The following is an 18,786-nucleotide window of genomic DNA, read 5'->3' on the forward strand; positions in this document are numbered from 1 at the left end:
TTTGAGGAATTTTAATTATTCTTCTAATTAGTAAAATTTTTAAATTTTTATAGAAACGTTGTCTTTATATATTTTATTTAATATAATATATTCAATATATAAGCAGCTTGACTGCCAAAATAGTTAGGAGGAATTTAATTGAATAAGAAGTTTGAAAAATTGATTTTAGTTTTTTGCTTATTTTTTAGCCTAATGCCTTTAAATGCATTTGCTAATAATGAAATCAACTTGTGGATTGACGGCAATTATGTAGAATCAGATGTCGCACCCTTTATAGAAGATAGTAGAACTCTTGTACCACTTAGAGTTATATCTGAAAATTTGGGTCTTGAAGTCGAATGGAATGCTAAAGATAAAGAGGTAATTATCTCTCAAGGTGAAGATTATTTTGTTTTTTTAATAGGTGAAAACTTTTATAGCAAGGGCGACGTAAAGATGGAAATGGATGTTGCACCAAAAATAGTTTCTGACAGAACTTTTGTGCCTATCAGAGTTATCGCAGAACTTTTCAACAAAGAAGTCAATTGGGACAATGCAAATAGAACTGTTGTAATTGGAAGTGGATATAATTTTACCTTACAAAATAAAGAGGTTACTCCTAAAAAAGAGGAAATTAAAAAAACTGAAAAAACTCTTGAAACCAATACAAGTGAAAAAAGTGCTGAAACTAATAAAACTGCAAATGTGAATACCTTAGTTGGTAATCCTATTGGCAATGGAAATGGAAATAATTTTAATACTTATAATATTCCAACAAATGCAAAATATGTTGGGAATTCTAGTAAGAAAAAATTACACTTAGGAAGTTGCGGATCCGCGAAAAAAATAGCACCAAATAACAGAGTTATTTTTAACACACGTGAAGAAGCAATAAATTCCGGTTACCAAGCTTGTAAAAGGTGTCATCCATAAAAATAGGTATTCTGTTATCCTTAAAGGTTCTCTCTTAATAAGAGAAAATAAAAATTTTAATTTATCTACTAAAAATGGCCTCCCTATGGAAGCCATTTTTTAATGTATTTTATTTTTGTGCGACTATTGTATATCTCGAAGTTTTATCACTTACTTCTTTAAATTCATAATCATCATAAACTTCTATTTCTTTACAGCCAATTTCTTCTAAAAATTTTTTTACATAGGAAAGGTCGTATGCCCTCTCAAGGTGTTCTTCATAAAATCTCTTATAATTGTTGTCATCAGTATTTCTGAAAAAATTAACTCCATAAGTGTTTAATTTCTTTTCTTCATCAAAAATATTTTCCCAAATATAAAAGACGTCTTCAACTTCATCGACAGTTACTGGATCAATATTTTTAAACTTGTACTCAGTATTTAGGTCGAATATAAAAATTCCACCTTCTCTTAAATGCTCGAAAGCTGATTTTAGAGCTGACTCAAAATCTTCTTTTTCTGTTAGATAATTTAAGCTGTCGCCTACAGAAACAATTGCATCATAAGTTGATGGAGCAGAAAAATCTGCCATATTTTGTTTAAATAGTTTTAAATTTCTACTTCTAATTTTATTTTCACAAACACTTAACATATCTTCTGACAAATCAAAGGCGTGGACTTTGTAGTCCTTGACCAACTTTTCTGTCAGTCCTCCTGTCCCACAAGCCATTTCCAAAATTAAGTTAGCTTCTAGAGATTTTTCCCCTAGAAGCTCTCTTATAAATTTATAAATTTTTTCATAATCAAGATCATACATGAGCTTGTCGTAAAAATAAGCAAAATCTCCGTACATCATGATCTAATTTCAATCTCCTTTAAAATTTCTTGAAGAACTTTTGACGAATTTTCATGGAAAACAAAATCTGCTCGCCTGTCCATTGGTGTAGGATCATTGTTTATTATAATTAAATGATCAACATAATTTGGCAAGAAATTTACTGGAGAAACTGTAAGAGATGAGCCCACAACAATTAAGGTATCAGTTGAATCAAGTTCTCTTGCTCCTCTTTCAAAATCATCTGGCATCATATCGCCAAACATCACAACATTTGGTCTTATTACTCCGCCACATGAGTCACATTTAGGTGGGATTTCTCCACTTTCAACTTTTTCACGCATTAGGGCAAAGGGATATTCTTTTCCACAATTCATACAATGAGTGCCACGAGTTTCTCCGTGAACTTCATAAATATTTTTTGAACCTGCCTTTGCGTGAAGGTTATCTATATTTTGTGTAATAATTCCAGATAAATATCCAAGCTCTTCCATCTTTGCAAGGGCCTTGTGGCCATCATTGGGTTCTTGGTCATTTAAGTCTTCTAAAATTTTATAGCCTTCTTTATAAAAAATTTCTGGATGATTTATTAGTCTGTCCTTTGAAAGGGCAAGTATTGGATCCATCTTGGAATAATATCCAGTAGATGATCTAAAATCAGGAATGCCTGAATCTGTAGAAATTCCTGCACCTGTTAGGGCAAAAACTTTTTTTGATTTTAAAATTAATTCTGCTGCTTCTTTTATTTTATCCATAATCCCATCTCCTTAAAAAACAATGTAGTGATAGATGAAATACAAAATCACAAGGGCAATTAGGGGAACAAAGTTAAATAAATCTATCCCCTCAACATCTCTATATCTGATTTTTACTTCCTTGCATTTATTATTTTCTTCCTTTAAACTTTTTAAAATCAACCTACTAAGTATAAATGAAAAAATTGAAAGAAGAACTAAAATAATAATAATTGAAAGTTCAAGAGATCCAATTTCGCGTGTAAATTTTGTCTGTCTCAAAAAGTCAAAAAGTCTTTCATTTAAGTATCTAGCTGTCAAAACTGCAATGACATTGTTAATAAAATGTGCAACAATTGCAGGGATAATTGAACCCGTGTATTCAATTAAACTTGCAAACAAAAGTCCCAACAAAAAAGGTGCAATAAAGTTTTGTATGTCGAAGTGGAATAAAGCAAATACAAGTGCCGAAACTACTATGGCAAATCTTTCTCCATAGACATTATAGGCATTTGTAAGTGTCCCTCTAAAGAAAACTTCTTCACAAATTGCTGGCACAAGGCACATAAAAATCAAATAATTTAAAATAGGAACATTTTGTAGCATTATTTCCATGGGGAAATTTTTATATTCAATAAAATTTGAAAGTAGGGATAAAAATACTCCATTTAATAAGAGAATCACTGGGTAAATTAAAACAACTAAAATAATTGTCTTCCCCAAACTCTTAAAAGAAACTTTCTTTATTTTTAAAACCTCTTTTACATCTCCAGTTGAAGAAATGAGAAGGGCTGGTAGCAAAACTATTAAAGTTTCTGTTATAAAAGTTCCCCAAAAGCTAAAACGCTCCTGAATATTAAAACCAATTGTCAAAAAAATAATTGCAAGCACAAGTGTCAAAGAGTTGACACTCATGACATTTAAATTTTTCTTTTTATAAGTTCTCATTTTTTTCTTTATATGTGTAAATGTAAGGGACATTTCTGTAGTGGTCGCCATAATTTAGTCCATAACCAACTATAAAAATATCATCAATTTCAAATCCAACATAGTCAGCACTTACATCTGCCTCTCTCCTTGAAGGTTTATCAAGCAAGACACAAGTCTTTAAAGATTTTGGATTTTTTTCCTTTAATTTTTCTTTCACTGCATAAAGTGTGTTTCCAGTATCTAAAATGTCATCGACTACAAGCACATTTCTACCTTCAATATCTGTTCTAAGGTCAGTCAAAAATCTAACTTCACCGCTAGAACTTTCGCTGTGTCCATAACTTGATGTTGTAAGAAAATCTATCTCTACTAATTTATCTATCTCTCTAACTAAGTCTGCGGCAAAAATAAAACTTCCTCTCAAGAGGGAAATAACTACGAAATCATCTTCAAAGTCCTTTTCAATTCTCTTGCCCAAACTTTCTACTTTTTCTTTAATCTCTTCACGAGAAAATAATATTTCCTTTTCCATAATTCCTCCAAATACATTATATCAAAAAATGCCAAAAATTCATCTTTAATTGCCATTATAAGCCTGGCTTTGGTATAATTACTTGGAAGGTGATCTTATGAAAAAAAGTTCTTTTGAACTTGCATTAAATAAATTATTAATTTTATATGTGATAGATAATTTCAACCACAGATTGAAAGAAAATGACCTTAGCTATTTTGTACTTAACATTGAACTCTTTAATTATTTTTACTTTAAACAATATTTAAAAGAGTTAGAATCAACAGGACTTGTCCTTTTTGATAGTGAGAAAAAATATTATTTGTCAGAAGATGGACAAAACACACTAAATATTTTCTACGAACAAATCCCTGAAGACAATATAAAATTTTTAGACGAGAAAATGGAAAACTATCGTCACGAACTTCTCTTAAAAAATTCTATTTTGACAAAAGTTTTTGACAAAGATGGAACTTCTTATGTGAACTTAAAAATAAAAGACGACGAAATTGATGTCCTTGATCTTAAAATTGAAGCATCAGATTCCACAATGGCAAAAAAAATCTCTTCAAACTTTAAAAAAAATCCAGAAGAAATTTATTCCAAAATATTAAAAATTTTAACAGAGGACACATCAGAAGAATAAATAAAAATCCACCGGCGTAGCCGGTGGTTTTGCTTTTGCGGTCCAAAGGACCTTTTTTGCTAGCTGCGTCTCAAGGACGCTTGTGGTTTACCACTTGCAATTACTACTAGCTAACCCCTAAAGGGGTCTGTGTTGTCCATTGTTATCTGACCACTTAATTCATCCTCTTTAAGTTGGTTATGAATATACTCTTTTATTGCTTTTGTATTTTTTCCTGCTGTATCTACATAGTATCCTCGGCACCAAAATTGCCTTCCTCTGTATTTGTATTTTAAGCTACCCCACTTATCGTATATCATAATACTGCTTTTGCCTTTTAAAAATCCCATAAAACTAGATATACTCAATTTTGGTGGTATTTCTAACAACATGTGCACGTGATCTGGACAAACTTCTGCTTCTATTATGTTAACTCCTTTCCAGTTGCAAAGCTCTCTTAATATTGCACCTATTTCTAATCTTTTGCTTCCGTAAAATACTTTTCTTCTATATTTCGGAGCGAACACTACATGATATTTACAATTCCATTTTGTATGTGATAGACTATGTGTATGATTTAAATTCATAAAAAACCTCCTGTTATTTTTGTGTTCTGGTAAACCACAATTTATTTTAACATGGAGGTCTTTTTTTATTAGTTTTTCATCGCTAAAGCTAAATTGAACCCCTGGTCTAACCAGGGGTATTCTAATTACAACAAAAAAGGACCACATGGGTCCTATTTTTGTGAGAATTTATAAATTAGAAGTGTATCTTATTTTAACTTTTTTAAAAGAATTTCAAAACTTGTTCCTTCTCCTAATTCTGAAGAAATTTTTATTTTTCCACCAATATTTTGTATAACGTGTTTTACAATGGAAAGACCAAGTCCAGTTCCTCCAACTTTTCTTGACCTAGACTTATCAACTCTATAAAATCTTTCAAAAATCCTTGCTAGGTCTTCTTGCGGAATCCCTATGCCAGTATCTTTAATTATTATTTTACAAGTATTCGCATCTTCAGAAATTTTTATATCAAGTCTTCCACTATCCTTATTGTACTTAATTCCATTATTTATTAAATTAGAGAAAAGTTCCCAAATCATAGTTCTATTTTCAAAAACTGATCCTGAACCTTCTAGATTTACATAGATATTTTTTTCTTCTATTAAACTTTTATATCCCTTTAGAATTTCTGCAATTAATTCTTTTAGGTCAATCTCTTCTTTATCAAAATCCCCAGCATGTTCAAGTCCAGAAATTTTCATAATGTCTTCCACAAGACTTAAAAGTCTTTTAGAATCATCATAAATTAATTTGTAAAAACCTTCCTTGTCCTTGTCTTCAACAAGATCATTCAAAAGAAGTTCTGAAAATCCAGAAATAGATGTAAGTGGAGTTTTTAACTCATGACTCACATTTGAAGAAAATTCTTCACGAAGTCTTGTGGCTTTAATTTCTTCTGTTTCATCTATAAAAAGAATCAAAAGTCCTCTAACTTTTTTATCTTCAAATACTGGATTGACATAGCATTTGTATTCTCTATCGCCAATCTTTGTTATAGCTTCGCAGCTTTTTCCCTTTAAGGCTTCATCTGCCATATTTAAAATATTTTCATCTCTTATAAGATTTATAATATTTTCACCGAGAATATCCCTTTTAGAATTAAATATTTCTCTAGCAGAATCATTTACTGTCAAAAGATTTTTATTTTCATCCACAATAACAAGAGATTCTTTCATATTTTTTAGGATTGTATTTATTGTGTCCCTTTCTCTTGCAATTTCCTTGTAACTTTCCTCAATAGTCATATTTTGTTTCTTTATTTTATTAATAAATGGGGAAATTTCCGGAAGCTTATTTGTGTCAACATTAAGTAAATCTTCTTCCAAATTATTTAGAGGATCAAAAGTCTTTTTAGTAAGTTTTTGTGAAACAACAGTTGCAATTAAAAACACTAAAAGAGACATTAGAATATCAAAAGGAAGAACCTTTGTAAAAGCTCCAATTAGGTTATCCATCTCTCTTGAAATCCTAATCATGTTGCCATCATCTAATCTAAGGCTCACATAATAAAGATCCTTTGATAAGGTGTTAGAATACCTTTCCACTTGTGCATAGCCAAGCTTTTTTGCCTTAATAACTTCAGGTCTATCCTTGTGAGATGGTAAAAATCTAACATCTTTTTTAGAATCGTAGAGAACTTCTCCGTCATCTTTTATCAAAGTAATTCTAAAATCCATTCTCTTTTTTGCAAGAGATTCTAAATAATTTTTGTCATCTTCAACTTTATTTAAAGTTTCTCCCATAGTTATTACAATATTCCTTAGATCTTCATTTGACCTTTTTGCATAAACAGAATAATAAATGAACATGGAAGCAATTGTTGATAGAAATAAAGTTAAGAGAGATATTCCAAGGAGATACCTGAAAAATCTTTTTTTCATTTTATTCCTCCCTAGTCAGCATGTATCCAATACCTCTAACGGTCTTAATACATCTTCTCTTGTCGCCTAATTTATCTCTAATTAATTTTATATGCATATCAACTGTTCTAGTTTCTCCCTCATAGTCATATCCCCAAATTTCTGTAAGAAGTTTTTCACGAGAGATAACTATATCCTTGTTTAAAATTAAATATTTTAAAACTTCATATTCCTTTAAACTAAAATCAACTTGATTTCCATCAATTGTCACAGACCTATTCTTATCCTTTATGACAATACCATTAAAGTCTAAGACACTACCGTCAATTATTTCTTTTCCAGCACGTCTTTCCACTGCTCCAACTCTAGATAAAAGTTCCATAACAGAGAAAGGTTTTTTAATATAATCATCTGCTCCCTTATCAAGAGCAGAAATAACATCATATTCAGAAGTCTTGGCAGTGATCATAATAACCCAAACATTTTTTGTGTCTTCTCTCTCCCTAAGCCTCTTTAAAATTTCTAAACCGTCCATGTCTGGAAGCATGATATCAAGTAAAACTAAGTCAGGCTTATCTTCTTCTAGGACCTTAAAAAAATCCTTTCCCCTTTCAAAAGCCCTGACCTCATATCCCTTTGTCTTTAGAGAATATTCTATTAACTTTAAAATCGATGTGTCATCTTCAACAAGATAAATTAACATAAAATCATCCTTATTAATCAATTGAATTTATAAAACTAGCCTTCAATAGTGAAAATAACCCAGTGAGCGATGTTTACTCCATGATCGGAAATTCTCTCCAAATATTTTGCAATCATTATAAAATCAATTGCAGCAGCTGGGTCAAAATCTGACTTTATTATATCAATTAATTGGTCTCTTATCATTACAAAATAATTATCAACTATGTCATCTTCCTTGTCGATTTTTTTTGCAGCTTCAAGATCTAGATTTACAAAGGCATCAATGGATTTATTTAAAAGTTCCACTGTTGCATCAGCCATTTTCTTTATTAAAGGGAAACTAAGTGTGTCATAATTATTTGGAAGACTCATGCAGATTTCTGCAATATCTCTTGCATTATCGCCAATTCTCTCTAAGTCTGTAATCATTTTTAAAGCAGAAGAAACCCTCCTAAGGTCGCTAGCTGCTGGTTGTTGCTCTACAAAAATTTTAAGGCATTGTTTTTGAATTATATCCTCATATTCGTCAGTTCTCTCTTCGTCATGGACAACTTCTTCTGCAATGCTTTCTTCTTTTTCATCTAAAAGTGAAATTGCTTTTTTTATGGCACTTTCATTTAAACCAGCCATTTCTATAAGCAAATCATTTAACTTTCTTAATTCATCATCAAATCTTTTTCTCATTAACCGAACCTTCCTGTTACATATAGTTCTGTCTTTTCTTCCTTTGGATTTGTAAAAATATCAACTGTATTTCCCTTTTCCACAATTACACCATTTAAGAAGAAGGCTGTTTCATCAGAAATTCTTGATGCTTGTTGCATATTGTGAGTTACCATAACAATTGTGTATTGATCCTTTAATTCCTGTGCTAAGTCTTCGATTTTCCCTGTTGAAATTGGGTCAAGAGCAGAAGTTGGTTCGTCCATTAAGATAACTTCTGGATTTACTGCAAGAGCTCTCGCTATGCAAAGTCTTTGTTGTTGTCCACCAGATATTGAAAGGGCAGATTTTTTTAAATCATCTTTTACTTCTTCCCAAATAGCAGCTTGTTTAAGTGAAGACTCAACAATTTCGTCAAGCTCAGCCTTATTTTTTATGCCATGTGTCTTTGGACCATAGGCAATATTTTCATAAATGCTCATTGGGAAAGGATTTGGTTGTTGAAATACCATTCCAACTCTTTTTCTCAAACTATTTACATCATAATTTTTGGCGTAGATGTCCTCGCCATCAAGTCTAATATCTCCCTCTATCTTGCAACCCACTACAAGGTCGTTCATTCTATTTAAACACTTTAATAGAGTGGACTTACCGCAACCAGAAGGTCCAATAAAGGAAAGAATTTCTCTTTCTTTTATGTCTAAGTTTATATTGTGAAGAGCCTGAAAATCTCCATAATAAAGATCTAGGTCTTTTACGCTCATTTTTGTATTCATTATTCAACCTCTCTTAGTTTGTCTGCAAGTTTTGTTGAAAACCAATTTATAATTAAGACAAGAATCAAAAGAATCATACCTGTTGCATAAGCTTCTCCAACGTGTTTTCCTTCAGATGAAAGCACATACATGTGTAGAGCCAAAGTTCTTGATGATGCCTTTAATGTAGTTGGAAGTGATGTCGCTGTTCCCAAAGTGTACATTAGTGCAGCTGTTTCTCCAACTACACGACCAACAGATAAAATTATTCCTGATAAAATCCCTGGAATTGCTATGGGAAGCACTACCTTAAAAATTGTTCTAAGCTTTCCTGCACCAAGAGCAAGAGATCCTTGTCTTACTGATGGATGAACGGATTTTAGTGCTTCTTCAGTTGATCTTATTATAATTGGTAAAATCATTATAGAAACTGTTAGAACTCCAGAAATTACTGAAAATCCCATCTTTAGTTTTAATCCAAAAAATAACATACCAAATAATCCATAGACTATAGATGGAATACCTGCAAGAGTTTCAGTTGCAAGTCTTATTGCTCTTACTAGTTTATTTTCTACACGAGTGTATTCAACTAGGAAAATAGCAGTGAAAATTCCAATAGGTGATGCAAGTAAAATTGAAAGGACAACTGTTAGTAATGTAGTTATAATAGCAGGACCCATGGATAAATTTTCTGTTGTGTAATTTAGAGATAGCATCTTTGGACTAAAAGACATGGCTCCCTTTAAGACAACAAAGACAACTATAAAAACTAAAATTGCAAGAGTCATTGCAGAAAAAAGTCTAGTTGTTATTCTATAAAAAGATACTTTTCCAATAAAGTGTAGACCTAGGATAGACAAAATTAAAACTGCTATAAGTCCAAGACCAATATATTTAATCATTTTTTTCTCTCCTATTCTTAACTATAAAAAAGCTTGTATTTATTATTAAAATAAATACAAATAGGACTCCAGCTGTGGCTATTAGAGCTTGTCTGTGGTCGCCTGCAGCATAAGCCATTTCAAGTACAATATTTGTAGTCATAGTTCTAATTCCTTTTAAAGGGTTTAGAGTAAGTCTTGTTTGGTTTCCTGCAACAAGGATTACTGCCATAGTTTCGCCAATAGCACGGCCAATTCCAAGAATAATTCCTGCAAAAATCCCTGATCTTGCAGCTGGTATCATAACTCTTGTTATAGTCTCATCATGAGTTGCACCAAGAGAAAGTGATCCTTGATAAAAAGATTTTGGCACTGTTCTAAGTGACGCTTCTGCCATAGAAATTATTGTAGGAAGAATCATTATTAAAAGTAAGACTGATGCACTTAAAATATTCATCCCAGTTCCACCAAAAAGACTTTTATTAATAGGAACAATAATTGTCAAGGCAAAGAAACCGTAGACAATTGAAGGTATACCTGTCATTAAATTAAGTCCTGGTTTTAAAATTCTATAAAATTTCTTTGGACAATCAAATGCCAAGTAAGCAGCAACCATTATAGAAACTGGCACAGCAGCTATACATGATAGAGCTGTAATAATAACTGAGCCAAGTATCATTGATAAGATTCCATAAGTTGGCGGTTGATTCATAGGTGCCCAAGAATCATTAAATAAAAATTCCTTTACTCCTACCTTGCCAAAGAAGGCAAGAGAATCTTTAAAGATAAAGACACAAATTAAGAGTAAGAAGAATATTGAAAGAACAGAACAAATTAGGAAGAAATACTTAGATATTTCTTCCCATGAAAATGTCCTGGTCCTCTTGTCTTCTCGAGGGGCCTTTATATTAATATTTTCCATTTCATTTCCTTTGCATTTTATTTTGCAAGATTTGCCCAATCTGTCAATTCTCCTGTAAAGATTTTTTGAAGATCGTCCATGGTTACATCTTCAACTTTGTTTTCCTTGTTTACAATAACTGCAATACCATCTCTTGCTATAACTGTAAAATCAAGAGCTTCTTTTTCTTCATCTTTAAGTTCTCTTGAAGCCATACCAAGTTGTGCAGTTCCTTCCATTGCAGCAGTCATACCAGCAGATGAACCATTGGATTGGATATCAATTACAACATCTGGGTTCTTAGCCTTATATGCTTCAACAAGTTTTTCCATAAGAGGAGTAACAGAAGTTGAACCAGCAATAGTTAATTTTGCATCATTATTAATTGCTTCGTAAGTTTCGCCCTTAGCATCTCCTACATAACCTTCTTCTTCACAAATCTTTTGTCCTTCATCTGACATAATAAACTTAATTAAGTCCATTGCTTTTTCGTCAACATCTTTCTTATAAGCAACATTAAATGGTCTTGCAAGTTTATATGTGTTTGACTTAATGTTTTCAGGAGTGGCTTCAACACCTTCAACTTTAAGAGCCTTAACATCATCATTTAAAGATCCAAGAGAAATATAACCAATAGAAGATGCATCATTTTGAACTGTAGTAAGAACTGCATCAGTAGAAGATTGAACAGCTGCTTCAGAATAAGTGTTGTCAACTTCTTTGTCGCCATCTTTTACAAGAACTCCTGTTAGTTCAGTAAAAGCAGATCTTGTACCTGAACCTTGTTCTCTTGTAATAACATTAATCGAACTAAGTTCTTCTGTCTTTTCTCCACCTGCATTTGCAGTAGTTTCTTCTTTCTTGTTTCCTCCACATGCTACAAGACTAGCTCCTAATGCTAAAACTAAAGCAACTTTTCCAAAACTTTTTAACTTCATTATTTTTTTCATCCTTTCAAAATTTAATTTTATTTTTTATTTCATGGTCATTATAGATTTAATTTGTAAATTGCCAAGAAGTCTTTTGTAAATTTTATGTAAATTATTTTGAATACCGTGAAAGAATAGTGAAATTGTGTAAAGTTTTTTTTAATAAAATACCCTCCTTACTATTTGTCAGTAAAGAGGGTAAATCTCATAGCTAAATTTTTAATTTTTCTTTTATTAAATTTTAGTATCTTTCAAAATAATAACTAGAGCCAATTCTTCCCCAGGATAATCTTGTATATGAGTTTTCAAGATAATATGTTCCTGCCACAAGATAAGGATTTACTCCGACAAAAAATCCAGTTTCGCCATAAGTTGTGTGTGATTTTTCTACTACTAAGGCATTTTTGTCCTTATCATAGTATCCATACTGTTCTGCAAAATATTCAGAATTATTGTCTGAACTTAGTATAGTTCTAGTCGTAAGCTTATATCTTCCATTTCCTAGACTCGTTATATAAGTGTATACATCTGTGGCTAGACTTGTATCATTAAATTTATGTCCACCAGGTCCATACCAAGATCCTACAAAAATATCATCTGTTGATATTACATAATATTTATCTTTAAGTTGTTTTTCTTCTGCTACATTTGATTTTGGAATTTTAACATACTTTACTTCTTCTTTTGGCTGAGTTACAGGTTGAGTTACTGGTTGAGTATAAGTAGTTGTATTAGTTTTATAAGTTGTAACACCATATTTAGAGACTCCGCTAACTCTATATTCATAGAAATCTTCATAAACTACGTTAACAAGTTCGCTTATTGTTTCAAATCTTGTAACATTTCCATTTACATTCATCTTGTAAGTTGCAATATTAATTGTGTATTCAGAAATTACTGTTTCTCTCTTTTCATAATAATATACAACTTTATAGAATGCATTGTACTTAGGATTGTCTCCTATATAGACAGCCTTATAATCCTTAGAGTAATCTACTTTTTCTCCAAAAGCTTCTGCAATTGCTCTAAGTGGTACGAAAGTTCTATCGTCTCTTATTTCTGCTGGAGCATCTAAGTGAACTGCCTTGCCATTTACCATCATCTTATTTGATCCTATAGTAAGTTCAACTGTAGTACCGTCATTTGTCATTGTTACTTTTTTGTTTGCTCCGTCCCACTTAACATCATAGCCAAGTTCTTCAGCTATAAATCTTATAGGTACATAGGTCCTAGAATTTTTAATGTAAGGATATACATCACTATAAACAATGTGGTCGTTGACAATAATTCCATTCAACGGAATATCTCTTTTTTCATGCCTTACAGCAAAAACGTTTACTGTTGAGAGTAGCATTACAAGAGATAAAAATAAAATAAAATATCGTTTCGTCTTTTTCATAACTTCTCCTTTCTTTCTTTGAAATAAGTTAACGTTTACATCTAAGTCAATTGTATAGAAATTATAACTTTATGTCAATACACTACTATGCTAAATTTACAATAAAAAAAGAGCTAGTCTCCTAACTCTTTAGTCTTCTATTAAAAATCCCATTTCCCCCAAGACAACTTCTATCTCTTCCATGACTTCTTCATTTTCTGCTACAACTGTGTGATAATGAACTCCACCTGTTAGCACGTCAAGGGGTTTGGATTTTTCTTCATTCATCTTCTCTAAAAAAATTTTTACATCTCTTCTTGATGAACAATTTAAATCTTTTTTTATTTCACCATAAACCTTGTGGTGGACAATGACGTCCTTAACAAGTCCTCCCAGGTCAACAATGGCTTCTAGTTCTTTTTTTATGTCCTTGTCACTATGCTTGACCTTAAAAACTTTTTGGGTCCTGGCTTCGTTCAAGTAGTAGCCCCTATTAGTTGATACAATATCCTTGCCGCTAGCCCTGAGTATTGCCATGTCCTGGACTATCACCTGTCTTGTTACATCAAACTTTTTTGCCAGATTTTCTCCCGACATAGGCTTTTGACTTTCGTATAAAATTTTTAACACGTCTTCTCTTCTTGATTTTGGATCTAACATATCTCCCTCAATAGATTTTTAAATTTTTCATGGATAGGTCCAAGACTCCTGCCCCATAAGTGATTGCACCTGATGATATATAATCAATATCTAGGTTCCTATAAGAATTTATATTTTCAAGACTTATGTTACCTGAGCACTCAATGATGGCCCTCTTATTAATTATCTTGCAGGCTTCTTTTATCTCTTCTATATCCATGTTGTCTAACATTATTATATCAGCTTTTGCCTCCAAGGCCTCCCTAACTTGGTCAAAATTTTCTACTTCAACTTCAATTTTCTTTACAAAGGGATTGAGCCTTCTCACTTTTTCCACTGCCTCTCTTATTCCACCAGCTGCATCTATGTGGTTGTCCTTTAGCATAATTCCATCAGATAAATTGTACCTGTGGTTGTAGCCTCCACCAAGTGTCACTGCATACTTTTCAAAAAGCCTCATATTAGGTGTAGTCTTTCTTGTGTCGAGAATTTTTATATAGTCGCTGTCAAGGGCATCAACCATTTTCTTGGTGTAAGTTGCAATCCCACTCATCCTTTGCAAGAAGTTTAAGGCTGTCCTTTCTCCCTCAAGGATTGCCTTGGCTCTTCCACTTATTTTTCCTATTAGGTCCTTATTTCTAACTTGGTCTCCATCTGAAAAATAAAATTCAAAGGTCACATCTTCATCCAAGATTTCAAAGACCCTCTTAAAGACATCAAGACCTGCAAGTATTCCAGAGTCCTTGGCTCTTAAATCTACCTCTGCCCTCTCATCCTTTAAGATGGCATCTGTTGATATGTCTCCACTTGTAATGTCCTCCCTTAGGGCTGCGATTATATACTTGTCAATTAAGATTGGCTTTAGATCTCTCATCTTCTCTTATCCTTTCAAAAATAATTTTTTTCTTATCTTCTCCATCAAGGTCTTTTGTGTCAATTGTAAAGTCTATTTCTTTTTCTTCAAGTTTATTTTCATTTAAGTAGTCTGCCAAAATTCTTCCAAAAACTAGGCACTCTAAAAGTGAATTGCAGGCAAGTCTATTAGAACCATGAATTCCAACATTACCAGCTTCACCAACTGCAAAGAGTCCCTCTAGGTTAGTCCTTCCTTCGATATCACACTCTATTCCTCCCATGGTATAGTGTTGGCAGGGAACTATTGGAATGTTTTCGTATCTTGGGTCTATCCCCCTGCCCCTTAACTCATCAAAAATCATTGGAAATCTCTTGGGAATTCTTTCTTCTCCAAGGGGCTTCATAGACAAGTATTCAAAGTCCATTCCTTCTTTTTCCATTTCATTTTTTATGGCACCTGCTACTATGTCTCTTGGCTTCATTTCATCTGTGAATCTCTGGTCCTTATGATTAAGTAGGACTGCCCCTTCTCCCCTTGCAGATTCGGAAATTAAAAATTGCCTTTCTACTCCTTCTTCATAAAGAGAAGTTGGATGAAATTGAATGTAAGATATGTCCTTTATCTTGACCCCGTTTTTTATTGCCATGGCAAGTCCATCTCCTGAGATATGAGGAAAGTTTGTTGACTTGTCAAAGAGTCCACCTAGTCCACCAGTTGCAAGAACCACATTTGTAGAAATAAAAACCTCATCGTGAGACCTTGCTCCGTAACACTTGCCATCTCTTACAATAAGATCAAGTATAGGCGTGTCTTCAAATATTTCTATGTTTGACCTTTCCCTTAATCTTTTATAGAGGACATCGAGGATTCCCTTTCCTATTTCATCGTCAATGTGAAGGCCCCTTGATGCTGAGTGTCCGCCCTCTCTTGAATAATCAATCTGGCCATCCTTCTTTGTGAACTCAACTCCAAGATCCATTAAAAACTTAATTGCATCTTTTGACTTGTCCACCATGGTCTCAACTGACTTCAAATTATTTTTGTAGTGGCCTGCCCTCATTGTGTCTTCAATAAAAACTTCCCTATCTTCTTCATCTCTTAAGACATTTATCCCACCTTGGGCAAGATAAGAATTTGAATCTTCTAACTTTTTCTTTGTGACAAGACCAATCCTATAATCCTTACTCAACTCTAGGGCAGTACTGACTCCAGCAAGGCCTGAACCCACAATTAAAATGTCAAATTTTTTCATCCTATGCACCTAACTCCAACATTTTTTCAAGAGGTTTTAAGGCTCTTTCTCTAATTTCTCTTGGAACTTCAACTTGATTTTTGTTTTCTTCTAGGACTTCAATAATTTTATTTAAGGTCAATTTTTTCATGTCCAGGCAAATCGGTCCCTTGGCAAGCTTTCTAAAGTTGACCTTTGGATATTTTTTCTTAAGCTCAGTAAAAATTCCTTCTTCAGTGACAACTAAAACATCATCATACTTGCCTGCTTCATTAATAATTGCCTTTGTAGATCCAATGAAGTCAGCAAGTTCTAGGACTTCTTTCCTACATTCTGGATGAGCCAAAATTTTTACCTTACCCTTGTAGGCTCTTACATCTTCAAGATCTATCTCATCGTGAACAGGACAGTAGCCATCATTTAAAATAACATTTTTATCTGGCAAAGACTTCTTTATGTAGTCGCCAAGGTTTTTATCTGGTACAAAAAAAATATTTTTTTCTTTTAATTTATTAACAATTTTTGCAGCGTTTGAAGATGTTACGCAAATATCTGAGTAGGCCTTGATCTCTGCAGTAGAATTTATGTAAGTCACAACTGCTAGGTCATCGTAAGCCTCTCTCATCTCCTTAATTTTTTCAATGCTCACCATGTGGGCCATGGGACAATCTGCTCCAAGATCAGGCATCAAAACATTCTTACTTGGATTCAAAATCTTAACACTTTCTCCCATGAAATAGACTCCTGCCATGACTATAGTGTCTTCCTTGAGTTCTGTAGCCTTTTGAGCTAAGAAAAAAGAATCTCCTATGTAGTCAGCCACAGCTTGGATCTCTTCATCAACATAGTAGTGGGCAAGTATAACAGCATCTCTCTCTTCCTTTAATTTTTTTAATATTTCAATTTTTTCTTTTAAAGTTAAATTTTCTAAATTTTTCAATTTCACCAATCTCCTAATAAATTTTACTTAAAATTATATTACAAAGAAGCATGCCGGACAAGTCAAGTGTATATACACTAGCTTATCTTAGAATGAAGAGTTTATTTTTTTGACTAAGCTTTATTTATAAAATAATTTAACTTTAATGGCTAAGTTTCTTTTTTTGTCCTTAAAATTTTTTAGCTAAGAAAATAAAAATTAAAATCACTGGACTTTCAGGCTTTGTTACTTAAAAACTTTCTTGGGTATCATATTAATATAGGATGTCGTTTTAAAGTGATAAAGGAAAGTGATCTTATGAAAAATGATGAATTGAGAAGAAAAGAACACGAGGCTGTGAGAAATTCAGTTGGATATTATGACTTTACCCACCAAGTTTTAGATGTCTTTGGAAAAGATGCAGAAGACTTCTTGGATAAAATTTTTGTAAATGACATTAAAAATATGAAAAATACTCATGCTCTTTACACAACAATGCTAAATGAAGATGGAAAAATCATTGACGATGTAATTATCTTTAGATTAGAAAAAGAAAAATATCTAATTTCCACTCTTTATATCGACAAGATGATTAAGTGGTTTGACAAATTTAAAGAAGGATTTGATGTAGATTACAAGGACATCACAGATGATCTTACAATGTTTGCAGTACAAGGACCAAAGTCCAAGGACCTTGTAAATAAAATTGTAGACAAGGACATTTCAGATTTAAAATTCTTCACAATTGAAGATAACTCCCTTGGCGACATAGCACTTATGGTCGCAAGAGCAGGCTTCACTGGCGAACTTGGCTACGAACTATATGTACAATCAGATAAAAAAGATATCTTAGAAGAAAAAATCAAAGAAGCAGGAAAAGAGTTCGACCTTGTGAACATCACTACAGATGTTATAATTGGAAGCTTACCTGGCGAAAAAGGCTACGTTCTTATGAGTGATTTAGAAGGAGCAAATCCTCTTGAAGTTGGCTACGGCTGGACAGTAGCTTGGGATAGCGACTTTATAGGAAAAGACGCCCTTCTTAAAGCAAAAGAAAATGTAAATCGTGACCTCTTTGGATATGAATTATTAGAAGATGGAGAAGTCGAAGCAGGAGATATAGTTTTACTTGATGGCAAAGAAATAGGTGAAGTGACAAAATTCATTTACGGCTACACAGTAGAAAAATATATTGGCTACTGCATGATAGAAAAAGATAAAGCAGTAGAAGGCAAAAAAGTAGAAATAAAAACAAAAGCAGGAAGCCTAGAAGCAAAATTGTGCGACAGGGTTTTTTATGACAAAGATAATGAAAGAGTAAAAGGATAAAAATAAAAAATTTCAAAAGTTATAAGAAGTCATTGAATTAGTGAATTTAGAAATATAATTTGATGAATCTTTAGTGGAAATAATAAAAATCCACCGGCGTAGCCGGTGGTTTTGCTTTTGCGGTCCAAAGGACCTTTTTTGCTAGCTGCGTCTCAAGGACGCTTGTGGTTTACCACTTGCAATTACTACTAGCTAACCCCTAAAGGGGTCTGTGTTGTCCATTGTTATCTGACCACTTAATTCATCCTCTTTAAGTTGGTTATGAATATACTCTTTTATTGCTTTTGTATTTTTTCCTGCTGTATCTACATAGTATCCTCGGCACCAAAATTGCCTTCCTCTGTATTTGTATTTTAAGCTACCCCACTTATCGTATATCATAATACTGCTTTTGCCTTTTAAAAATCCCATAAAACTAGATATACTCAATTTTGGTGGTATTTCTAACAACATGTGCACGTGATCTGGACAAACTTCTGCTTCTATTATGTTAACTCCTTTCCAGTTGCAAAGCTCTCTTAATATTGCACCTATTTCTAATCTTTTGCTTCCGTAAAATACTTTTCTTCTATATTTCGGAGCGAACACTACATGATATTTACAATTCCATTTTGTATGTGATAGACTATGTGTATGATTTAAATTCATAAAAAACCTCCTGTTATTTTTG

At 32.7% G+C, this 18,786-nt stretch carries 21 protein-coding genes; 3 read left to right on the forward strand and 18 right to left on the reverse strand.

Annotation, left to right across the window (positions count from 1 at the left end; genetic code table 11):
* The first annotated feature begins 138 nt into the window (after positions 1-138).
* Positions 139-912 (forward strand): copper amine oxidase N-terminal domain-containing protein, encoded by a 774-nt coding sequence (locus BN3657_RS01780; RefSeq protein ID WP_062551528.1) that lies wholly within the window; start codon positions 139-141, stop codon positions 910-912.
* Positions 913-1,021: 109 nt separating this feature from the next.
* Here BN3657_RS01780 and BN3657_RS01785 read toward each other — a convergent pair whose 3' ends face one another.
* The 4 genes from BN3657_RS01785 to hpt are packed head-to-tail and all read right to left on the reverse strand — an operon-like array spanning position 1,022 to position 3,922.
* Positions 1,022-1,747: a class I SAM-dependent DNA methyltransferase gene (locus BN3657_RS01785; RefSeq protein WP_062551529.1), complete on the reverse strand. Its 726-nt coding sequence runs from the start codon at positions 1,745-1,747 to the stop codon at positions 1,022-1,024.
* A complete protein-coding gene (locus BN3657_RS01790; protein WP_062551530.1) occupies positions 1,744-2,481 on the reverse strand; it encodes an SIR2 family NAD-dependent protein deacylase in 738 nt (245 codons plus the stop codon). The genes BN3657_RS01785 and BN3657_RS01790 overlap by 4 nt, the downstream gene beginning before the upstream one ends.
* Positions 2,482-2,493: 12 nt before the next feature.
* The gene (locus BN3657_RS01795; protein ID WP_082676812.1) at positions 2,494-3,408 is read right to left on the reverse strand and encodes a type II CAAX endopeptidase family protein; all 915 of its coding nucleotides are present in this window, start codon (positions 3,406-3,408) and stop codon (positions 2,494-2,496) included.
* Entirely contained in the window at positions 3,395-3,922 is a 528-nt protein-coding gene (gene hpt / locus BN3657_RS01800; RefSeq protein WP_062551531.1) for a hypoxanthine phosphoribosyltransferase, read from the reverse strand. Before hpt ends, BN3657_RS01795 begins: the two co-directional genes overlap by 14 nt.
* Before the next feature lie 97 nt (positions 3,923-4,019).
* Here hpt and BN3657_RS01805 point away from each other — a divergent pair, with 97 nt between their 5' ends.
* Entirely contained in the window at positions 4,020-4,547 is a 528-nt protein-coding gene (locus BN3657_RS01805; protein WP_062551532.1) for a DUF4364 family protein, read from the forward strand.
* A gap of 110 nt (positions 4,548-4,657) precedes the next feature.
* Here the strand turns inward: BN3657_RS01805 and tnpA (BN3657_RS01810) are convergent, their stop codons facing one another.
* The 13 genes from tnpA (BN3657_RS01810) to nadA all read right to left on the reverse strand — a co-directional run bounded on the left by tnpA (BN3657_RS01810) (position 4,658) and on the right by nadA (position 16,808).
* A complete protein-coding gene (tnpA, locus tag BN3657_RS01810; protein WP_062551533.1) occupies positions 4,658-5,113 on the reverse strand; it encodes an IS200/IS605 family transposase in 456 nt (151 codons plus the stop codon).
* Positions 5,114-5,301: 188 nt separating this feature from the next.
* Complete coding sequence (locus tag BN3657_RS01815; RefSeq protein WP_062551534.1) at positions 5,302-6,972, reverse strand: sensor histidine kinase; 1,671 nt, start codon at positions 6,970-6,972, stop codon at positions 5,302-5,304.
* A 1-nt stretch (position 6,973) separates the two neighbouring features.
* Entirely contained in the window at positions 6,974-7,654 is a 681-nt protein-coding gene (locus BN3657_RS01820) for a response regulator transcription factor (protein ID WP_062551535.1), read from the reverse strand.
* Positions 7,655-7,689: 35 nt separating this feature from the next.
* Positions 7,690-8,319, reverse strand: a complete 630-nt coding sequence (gene phoU / locus BN3657_RS01825) for a phosphate signaling complex protein PhoU (protein WP_062551536.1) — start codon at positions 8,317-8,319, stop codon at positions 7,690-7,692.
* On the reverse strand, positions 8,319-9,074 hold the full coding sequence (gene pstB / locus BN3657_RS01830) for a phosphate ABC transporter ATP-binding protein PstB (RefSeq protein WP_019138687.1): 756 nt from the start codon (positions 9,072-9,074) through the stop codon (positions 8,319-8,321). The genes phoU and pstB overlap by 1 nt, the downstream gene beginning before the upstream one ends.
* The gene (pstA, locus tag BN3657_RS01835) at positions 9,074-9,955 is read right to left on the reverse strand and encodes a phosphate ABC transporter permease PstA (protein WP_187363608.1); all 882 of its coding nucleotides are present in this window, start codon (positions 9,953-9,955) and stop codon (positions 9,074-9,076) included. Before pstA ends, pstB begins: the two co-directional genes overlap by 1 nt.
* On the reverse strand, positions 9,948-10,856 hold the full coding sequence (gene pstC / locus BN3657_RS01840; RefSeq protein WP_040542633.1) for a phosphate ABC transporter permease subunit PstC: 909 nt from the start codon (positions 10,854-10,856) through the stop codon (positions 9,948-9,950). The genes pstA and pstC overlap by 8 nt, the downstream gene beginning before the upstream one ends.
* Positions 10,857-10,873: 17 nt before the next feature.
* Positions 10,874-11,773: a substrate-binding domain-containing protein gene (locus tag BN3657_RS01845; protein ID WP_019138690.1), complete on the reverse strand. Its 900-nt coding sequence runs from the start codon at positions 11,771-11,773 to the stop codon at positions 10,874-10,876.
* 232 nt (positions 11,774-12,005) lie between these two features.
* A complete protein-coding gene (locus tag BN3657_RS01850; protein ID WP_062551537.1) occupies positions 12,006-13,163 on the reverse strand; it encodes a copper amine oxidase N-terminal domain-containing protein in 1,158 nt (385 codons plus the stop codon).
* A gap of 129 nt (positions 13,164-13,292) precedes the next feature.
* Positions 13,293-13,802: a transcription repressor NadR gene (locus BN3657_RS01855; protein WP_062551538.1), complete on the reverse strand. Its 510-nt coding sequence runs from the start codon at positions 13,800-13,802 to the stop codon at positions 13,293-13,295.
* A gap of 7 nt (positions 13,803-13,809) precedes the next feature.
* Positions 13,810-14,655, reverse strand: coding sequence for a carboxylating nicotinate-nucleotide diphosphorylase (gene nadC / locus BN3657_RS01860; RefSeq protein WP_062551539.1), 846 nt, complete (start codon positions 14,653-14,655; stop codon positions 13,810-13,812).
* Positions 14,627-15,889, reverse strand: coding sequence for an L-aspartate oxidase (locus tag BN3657_RS01865; RefSeq protein WP_062551540.1), 1,263 nt, complete (start codon positions 15,887-15,889; stop codon positions 14,627-14,629). Before BN3657_RS01865 ends, nadC begins: the two co-directional genes overlap by 29 nt.
* A 1-nt stretch (position 15,890) precedes the next feature.
* Positions 15,891-16,808 carry a quinolinate synthase NadA gene (nadA, locus tag BN3657_RS01870; RefSeq protein WP_062551541.1) on the reverse strand — a complete coding sequence of 306 codons (918 nt, stop codon included), beginning with the start codon at positions 16,806-16,808 and terminating at the stop codon, positions 15,891-15,893.
* A 297-nt stretch (positions 16,809-17,105) separates the two neighbouring features.
* On the opposite strand from nadA, the gene BN3657_RS01875 reads away from it, so the two are divergent.
* On the forward strand, positions 17,106-18,116 hold the full coding sequence (locus BN3657_RS01875; protein WP_062551571.1) for an aminomethyltransferase family protein: 1,011 nt from the start codon (positions 17,106-17,108) through the stop codon (positions 18,114-18,116).
* A gap of 192 nt (positions 18,117-18,308) precedes the next feature.
* Here BN3657_RS01875 and tnpA (BN3657_RS01880) read toward each other — a convergent pair whose 3' ends face one another.
* A complete protein-coding gene (gene tnpA / locus BN3657_RS01880; protein ID WP_062551533.1) occupies positions 18,309-18,764 on the reverse strand; it encodes an IS200/IS605 family transposase in 456 nt (151 codons plus the stop codon).
* Positions 18,765-18,786: the final 22 nt, after the last annotated feature.

The organism is Peptoniphilus phoceensis, assembly GCF_001517665.2.
Taxonomy (GTDB): Bacteria; Bacillota; Clostridia; order Tissierellales; family Peptoniphilaceae; genus Peptoniphilus_A; species Peptoniphilus_A timonensis.